1 protein-coding gene is annotated in these 266 nt (G+C 64.7%); it reads left to right on the top strand.

Annotation, left to right across the window (positions count from 1 at the left end):
• The coding region (locus Q5762_RS38615; RefSeq protein ID WP_315896987.1) for a hypothetical protein at positions 1 to 246 on the top strand (246 nt) is incomplete at its 5' end.
• Between the last annotated feature and the right edge of the window lie 20 nt (positions 247 to 266).

The raw sequence follows: 266 nt of genomic DNA, 5'->3' as shown, positions 1-266 counted from the left end.
GGCGACATGCACCGCACCGGGAAGCACGGGCAAATCACCGGCCCGGCCCGCCGCCGCTGCCTCACCGAGGCAGAGATGCTCGACCGGGGCATGACCAGAAACCGGTCCGGGCAGTGGACGACCGGCCTGGTGGATACTCGCTGGAATGCCGCTCATTGCTCTCACGTGGCGACACAGGACGGCCTCAAACCCCTAGACCCATACTCGGATACCCCCAACATCCTGAAAGGCCCGCAAAAATCATGAGCACCACCTACCGCACCCGA

The organism is Streptomyces sp. P9(2023), assembly GCF_032436795.1.
GTDB lineage: Bacteria > Actinomycetota > Actinomycetes > Streptomycetales > Streptomycetaceae > Streptomyces.
Note: the sequence above shows the minus strand (reverse complement) of the source record. Positions and strands in the feature narration are given on the sequence as shown.